The sequence below is a fragment of the Pantoea sp. VS1 genome (assembly GCF_002207995.1).
GTDB classification, from domain to species: Bacteria; Pseudomonadota; Gammaproteobacteria; order Enterobacterales; family Enterobacteriaceae; genus Pantoea; species Pantoea dispersa.
Genome location: NZ_NHZE01000039.1, coordinates 1 through 5662, shown reverse-complemented (window position 1 = coordinate 5662; position 5662 = coordinate 1). Strand labels below are relative to the sequence as shown.

General features: G+C 60.7%; 6 protein-coding genes. All 6 read left to right on the top strand.

Going from position 1 to position 5662, the window contains the following annotated elements:
• Positions 1-195: 195 nt before the first annotated feature.
• The 6 genes from CBW22_RS14270 to CBW22_RS14245 all read left to right on the top strand — a co-directional run bounded on the left by CBW22_RS14270 (position 196) and on the right by CBW22_RS14245 (position 5269).
• On the top strand, positions 196-696 hold the full coding sequence (locus CBW22_RS14270; protein WP_088517021.1) for an antirestriction protein ArdA: 501 nt from the start codon (positions 196-198) through the stop codon (positions 694-696).
• Positions 697-736: 40 nt separating this feature from the next.
• Positions 737-925 (top strand): hypothetical protein, encoded by a 189-nt coding sequence (locus CBW22_RS14265; RefSeq protein WP_088517020.1) that lies wholly within the window; start codon positions 737-739, stop codon positions 923-925.
• A 775-nt stretch (positions 926-1700) separates the two neighbouring features.
• Positions 1701-1934, top strand: a complete 234-nt coding sequence (locus CBW22_RS14260) for a DUF905 domain-containing protein (RefSeq protein ID WP_088517019.1) — start codon at positions 1701-1703, stop codon at positions 1932-1934.
• A 70-nt stretch (positions 1935-2004) separates the two neighbouring features.
• Positions 2005-4068, top strand: coding sequence for a ParB/RepB/Spo0J family partition protein (locus CBW22_RS14255; RefSeq protein ID WP_088517018.1), 2064 nt, complete (start codon positions 2005-2007; stop codon positions 4066-4068).
• Positions 4069-4106: 38 nt separating this feature from the next.
• Positions 4107-4544, top strand: coding sequence for a conjugation system SOS inhibitor PsiB (psiB, locus tag CBW22_RS14250; RefSeq protein ID WP_088517017.1), 438 nt, complete (start codon positions 4107-4109; stop codon positions 4542-4544).
• The gene (locus CBW22_RS14245; RefSeq protein ID WP_088517016.1) at positions 4541-5269 is read left to right on the top strand and encodes a plasmid SOS inhibition protein A; all 729 of its coding nucleotides are present in this window, start codon (positions 4541-4543) and stop codon (positions 5267-5269) included. The genes psiB and CBW22_RS14245 overlap by 4 nt, the downstream gene beginning before the upstream one ends.
• The last annotated feature ends 393 nt before the right edge of the window (positions 5270-5662 follow it).

Here is a 5662-nt window from a genome sequence, read left to right as displayed (position 1 = left end):
CGCACTCGCTCCGGCGGGCTCACTCCCGTCGCGCCTCCGCTCATGCTTCGCGTCGCCGCCGTCCGTTATCCCGCCTCCCGCTCGCTTGCGCTGCGGCCTGCGGCGTCGCTCCTGAACACTTCGCTTTTCGCCGGGCTGTCATTCAGTCACGGCACAGGCCGGATCTGAGACAACTTTGACTGCGGAGGATTGCTTATGACTTTTAACGGGCCAGCGGTATACGTCGGGACTTATCACAAATATAACTGCGGCAGCATTTTCGGGAAGTGGTTCGATCTCACGGACTTTGAGGAGAAGGACGAGTTTCATGAAGCCTGCCGCGACCTTCATGCCTCTGAAGACGATCCTGAATTCATGTTTCAGGACTGGGAGGGGATCCCGTCACAGTTCGTGTCGGAATCTCATATTGACTGGGACTTTATCGCCGCCTGGAAGCAGGCGAAAGAAGAGGGCAGAGAAGCCGCATTTATTGCATGGGCGGACTATTCGGGCGTTTGTGATTTCGACGCGTTTGACGACGCGTACCGGGGAGAAGCGAAAACCGAGGAAGATTATGCTTACGGGTATGTCGAAGAACACGGCCTGCTGAATGACGTCCCGGAGCCGCTGCGGTCTTATTTCGACTACGAAGCGTATGCGCGTGACCTGTTCAGCAGCGGTCTGGTATTGCATGACGGTTTTGTGTTCAGTAACTGATGATTTCGGCAGGGCTGGCCCTGCCGTAAAGGAGAAGAAAATGAAACTGTCACCGCAAACCCGCGACATTCTTCGCCAGTATAAGGCCCTGATAAACGAGCGCCGGCGAGTCAGTGGCCAGAGAGAACTCAGGACAGAAGAAGTTGTGGATGAAATCTGCCATTACATGACCTGTCAGTGTGCCGTGTATATCGGTGGCCACTTTATTTTGCAGGGTGGCAAAGGGTAGTCAGCAACGTTCAGGCGGTTACGGCCGCCTGTCAGCCCGCCCAAAACCCTGCGCCTGCGGCGGCGGGGCAGCAGGGCACGCGCCGGACGGCGCGGCCACCGCCCCGCCTCTGATAACGGAGTGCTTCAGAAGGGCTTTTACAGCCTGTTTTTCAGATTTTTTTGTGGTAATGCGTGACCTCGGTTGCCGTTTATGCCCGTGTCGGACGGGGAAAAGGCTGTCTCACCGGGCGTCCTGTCGGCTGTCATGCTCCGCACAGAGCCGGCGGGCCGTCTCTGCCCGGCCCCGTTCCGGGGCAGCGGGTTTCCATCCTGACGCAACACCTTCCGCTTGCAGCAGCCGTTCCGGCTGCGCCGCTCAGTCGCGCCGTCTCCGGCGCTCCGCGCATCCCGCCAGCACACACGGCGGGATGTAAGGGGCAACGCCGTTTCGCGCCCGCGCGTCACGCCGTTGCGGCGGGTTCCCGCTTTCCGCAGGGGTTGTGTTCGCCCGTCTGAGTCCTTTCGCCGGGGCTGAGACAAGCACAAACCGCCTGGCTGTCCAGGGACGGCTGAAGCCTCTCGCAGGAAAATTTTTTGTCGGGCCAAAAATTTTTCCGCTCGCTCCCGGACAGCTGCACCGGCCCGTGCTCGTTACGCCCTTTGCGGCGAACGGCTCTCAAACGGGTGAAGGATACAACCTGGGGAGAAAGCAGCAGTTCCCCGCAAAACGTCAAGACCGCGGCCCCGGCAACTCAACGGGTGACGGTTTTTAAGGGCAAAAAAAAGGAGATTTCATGGAAAAGTCAGCAGTGGTGCGCTTACCGGACGACATCTTTACGCGTGAGGAAGCGAACGAGGTCGCTGCGCAGTACTCCAACGTCGCCATCGAGGACGATCAGGGTACGCACTTTCGCCTGGTCGTGCGTAAGGACGGCGCTATGGTCTGGCGCGCATGGGATTTTGAGTCAAATGCGGGGGAAGGTCTGAACCGTTATATCGGTGAGTACGGCATCCGCAAAACGCAGTAAGCAGTGAAAGGTGCCCTGCCGGAGAGGTCACTCCGCAGGGCGTGACAGTTATCAATCTGGAGAACCAATAATGTCAGTAACCGAGTCTAAACCAAAAGCAGCAAAAAAAACCAGCGTCAAAAAAGTCACCGACGCCGAACAGGCGGCGGTCAGCGCGGCGCTTGAAGCCGCGCCACTGGAGCACGCGCCCCTTTCGGCGTTCGTGGTGTCGCCGCTCAATGCGCGCACCATCCCGTATTCTGCTGAGAGCGTGGAGAGCCTGGCGGCCACCATTAAGTCGGTCGGCCTGTTGCAGAATCTGGTCGCTCACGCGCTGCCTGACGGGCAACTGGCGGTGGCCGCAGGCGGCAGACGCCTCACCGCCCTGAATCTGCTGCGCTCACAGCAGGTTCTGACGTCCGATCATCCGGTGGCGTTCAAGCGTGTGACCGAAGACATGGCGGCGCTCGTTTCTTATATCGAAAACGCCCAGCGCAGCGACATGCATGCGGCAGAGCAGATAGCCAGCTTCGGTACGCAGGCGGCGCAGGGGAAAACCGCCGAGCAGATTGGTACAGAGGCGGGTTACAGCACCCGCCACGTCCAGCGCATGCTCAAACTCGCGAACCTCGCCCCGTCACTTCTTAAGCTGCTGGCAGACGACAAACTGACCGTTGAACAGTGTCAGGTGCTCTGCCTGGAAGACGATCAGGAACGTCAGGTGAGCGTCTACGAGTCGGTAAAATCGGGCTGGCCTGAACTGCCCCTCTCCATGCTGAAAAAGCAGATCACCGACAAAGAAATTTCCATCACTGACGATCGTTTCCTGTTCGTGGGCCGTGAGGCCTACGAGAACGCAGGCGGCGTGGTACGTGAAGACCTGTTCAGCCAGCAGGACGGCGAAGGAACGGCAGACATCGTGCTGCTGGAAAAACTGACCGTGCAGAAGCTGGAGGCGATGGCGCAGGAAATCCAGGCACAGGAGGGCTGGAAGTGGAGCATGGGCCGGATGAAATCTCTGTGGCCTCACGGAGATGGTCTGGAATACCGCCTCACAGACGAGCCTGCTCCTGTTTATGTCGGTGAAGAAGAAAAGCGTATCGAGGAACTGTTCAACAAACTTGAATACTGCTCCGAGAACAATGACGAGGACGGCTACAGCGCGGCTTCTGATGAAATTGACGCCATTGAGCAGGCCGCGCAGATCCGCGCATGGACACCTGAAACCCGCGCAACAACGGGCGTGGTGGTCGGTTTCAACGCTTACGGCGAACTGTGTGTGGATCGGGGCGTGATTCGCCTTGCGGATGTGGAGACGGTGGAAACGGAAGAAAGCAGCGGCGCGGAGCAGCCACAGGAGCCGCAGGAGAGCACCGCCGAAACATCCGGTGCCAGCCGCTTTGAGTATCAGTCACCGCCCGATGAGGCCGAGGGGATCAGCCTGCCGCTGCTCACGAAAATGTCCTCCGAGCGCACCCTTGCCGTGCAGGCCGCGCTGATGCAGCAGCAGAAAAAAGCCATTGCCCTGCTGACCTGGCAACTCTGCCGGAGCGTGTTCACTGCCGGTTATTTCCGCAGCAGACCGTTCCGGATCAGCCTGACCGAGTCACATTCCACCCTGACGGGGAATGCCCCTTCCGGCAAGGACGGAGCCGCCTTTCTGGCGCTCACGGTGGAGCGCAAAAGGCTGGAAGCGCTGTTACCGAAGGGCTGGGGTGAAGACCTCACCGCGTTTTTCTCGCTGAACGGCGAAACGCTCATGGCCCTGTTGACCTTCTGTGTCGCCTGCTCGGTGGACGGCGTCCAGACCCGCGAATGTGGCCACACCTCGCGCAGTAACCTGATTGAACTGGAGGCCGCGCTGGGCTTCAACCTGCGCGACTGGTGGAACCCGACAAAAGCCGGATTGTTCGCTGACCTGAAACACGCCCAGATTATCGATGCCCTGAACGAGGCCGGACTCACGGGCGCGGCGCGGGATGCACAGAAAATGAAGAAGGGCGACGCCGCAGAACTGGCTGAAAACAAAATGCGCGACACGCGCTGGGTGCCTGCCTGGATGAAGGGGCCGGAGCCGGAAAAGGCCACTGACGACGCCGCTGTCAGCGAGGCTGACAGCGACAGTGACAACAACGATCCCGCTCACGCGGCCTGACAGGGAGCGCGGCCCTTCGGGGCCGCAGGGAGACCATCATGGAAAATACCGTAATGAACAATCTCAGCGTGCTGGCGTCAATGCATCCCTGTGAGTTTGAAGAGTGGCGGGCGCGGGGCGAGGGCGAAAGGCATGTGCTGACCAGCGCAGTGCTTTCCCTGCTGACCGTCCCGGAGGGCTGGACGGTCAACGGTGAGTACCGGGCCGAATTCGGCGGCCTGTTCCCGGTGCAGTTGCGCTTTGCGCCGCCCGGTGAGGCATTCTGCCTCTGCGTGTGCAGTCCCGGCGAAGTGGCCGGGGAGTGGCTTGTCCTGATCGCGTCGGCAGATGGCGGCTGCGTGCGCGACGTACTCCGGCTGACGCCGTTCGATCCTGCGCGCATCAGCGCCCTGATCGCCGCTGCCGCGCAGGCCTGCCTGCTGGAGTACAGCGTCAGCGGCCTGGCAGATTACCTGGTACAGGAGGGCGATGCATGATCCCCGGCAACCGTTCACTGGTGCCGCTGTGCGAGGCGCGGCGCGCCATGCTTCAGGCTGTTGATTACGTGGAGCGCAGGCGCGAACGTCAGACGCTTCGCGCTGACTTCCCTTATGCGCAGGCGTTCTTCCGCTTCCTGAAGGGCAGCAAGCGCATCACCCTGCGTGAACTGCGCTTCTTCGATCCCGTTCTGCGGGAGGAAGCGTTACGCGGCCGCAAGCGCGAGTGGCTGCGGGCCGTTGACTGGCTCATCGAAAGCGGGGGCTGCGCCACCCACCCGCTGCCGTCGGACGCGGCCCGCCTGCTCTTTCCGGAAGCCCTTTTTCAGATCCGTGAACGACGGCAGAGGAGGGAGGAAATGCGCGACGAAAAATACACCCGTCAGTATCTTCGCAAACAGACCCAGCAGGAGCGGACGCGAATGGCGCTGACGGGGCAGGCTGAAATCGAGCTCGCGTTCCAGACGCCTGCAACTGTCGCCAGCTGGGCATCAAAGTGGGCAAACACAGAGGTGCGCCAGAGTGATTTGATGACGATGTTTTTCCGCTGGGGTGAGCGCTTTCCCTCTATGGCCGGTTTTGAACGGCGGTTTTTTTACGAAGAGCCTCTGTGGAAGATGGCCGCTGAAGCCCGATACCTGTCAGAAGATTCTACAGAGACTGTCCGGGAGCTTGAGCGCTGGATGGTACCGAATAAGCTGACGCAGGGCCGGGTGTCAGTCTGAGCCGCCGGTTCTCGTTCACGCGGCCAGAGATGGTGATTAATTGTCAGGGGTATGGGCGGGGCAGGGATCACAGGCAAGCCGCTGATGCCCTTAACAGGAAGCAGCCCCCGCTCCGAAGACGGGGTGCTGGTTCTGCCCCCTGAAGACCGTAATCCCGGTAATACCCTTCCTGAGCGCTTATTTTCCTCTCACTTTTGCAGTTCACACAGTAAGACCTTTCAGGCATGGCCCCCTTCGGCTCCTGCCCTGGCGGGCAGTCGTCGAGCCCCACTGCGCTAACCGGCAGAGCCGGTAAGCTCCGCCGGATCGCGTTGCGCTCCGGGCCTGCCGGCTAGGGTCTGATGGCAAACGTCCAGGTCAACCCCTGCAGCCGGCTGGCGCCGGCGCGCTCAC

Coding starts and splice junctions, on each gene's coding strand:
- CBW22_RS14255 (WP_088517018.1), top strand. CDS start 2,005: ATGTCAGTAACCGAGTCTAAACCAAAAGCAGCAAAAAAAACCAGCGTC.
- CBW22_RS14270 (WP_088517021.1), top strand. CDS start 196: ATGACTTTTAACGGGCCAGCGGTATACGTCGGGACTTATCACAAATAT.
- psiB (WP_088517017.1), top strand. CDS start 4,107: ATGGAAAATACCGTAATGAACAATCTCAGCGTGCTGGCGTCAATGCAT.
- CBW22_RS14245 (WP_088517016.1), top strand. CDS start 4,541: ATGATCCCCGGCAACCGTTCACTGGTGCCGCTGTGCGAGGCGCGGCGC.
- CBW22_RS14265 (WP_088517020.1), top strand. CDS start 737: ATGAAACTGTCACCGCAAACCCGCGACATTCTTCGCCAGTATAAGGCC.
- CBW22_RS14260 (WP_088517019.1), top strand. CDS start 1,701: ATGGAAAAGTCAGCAGTGGTGCGCTTACCGGACGACATCTTTACGCGT.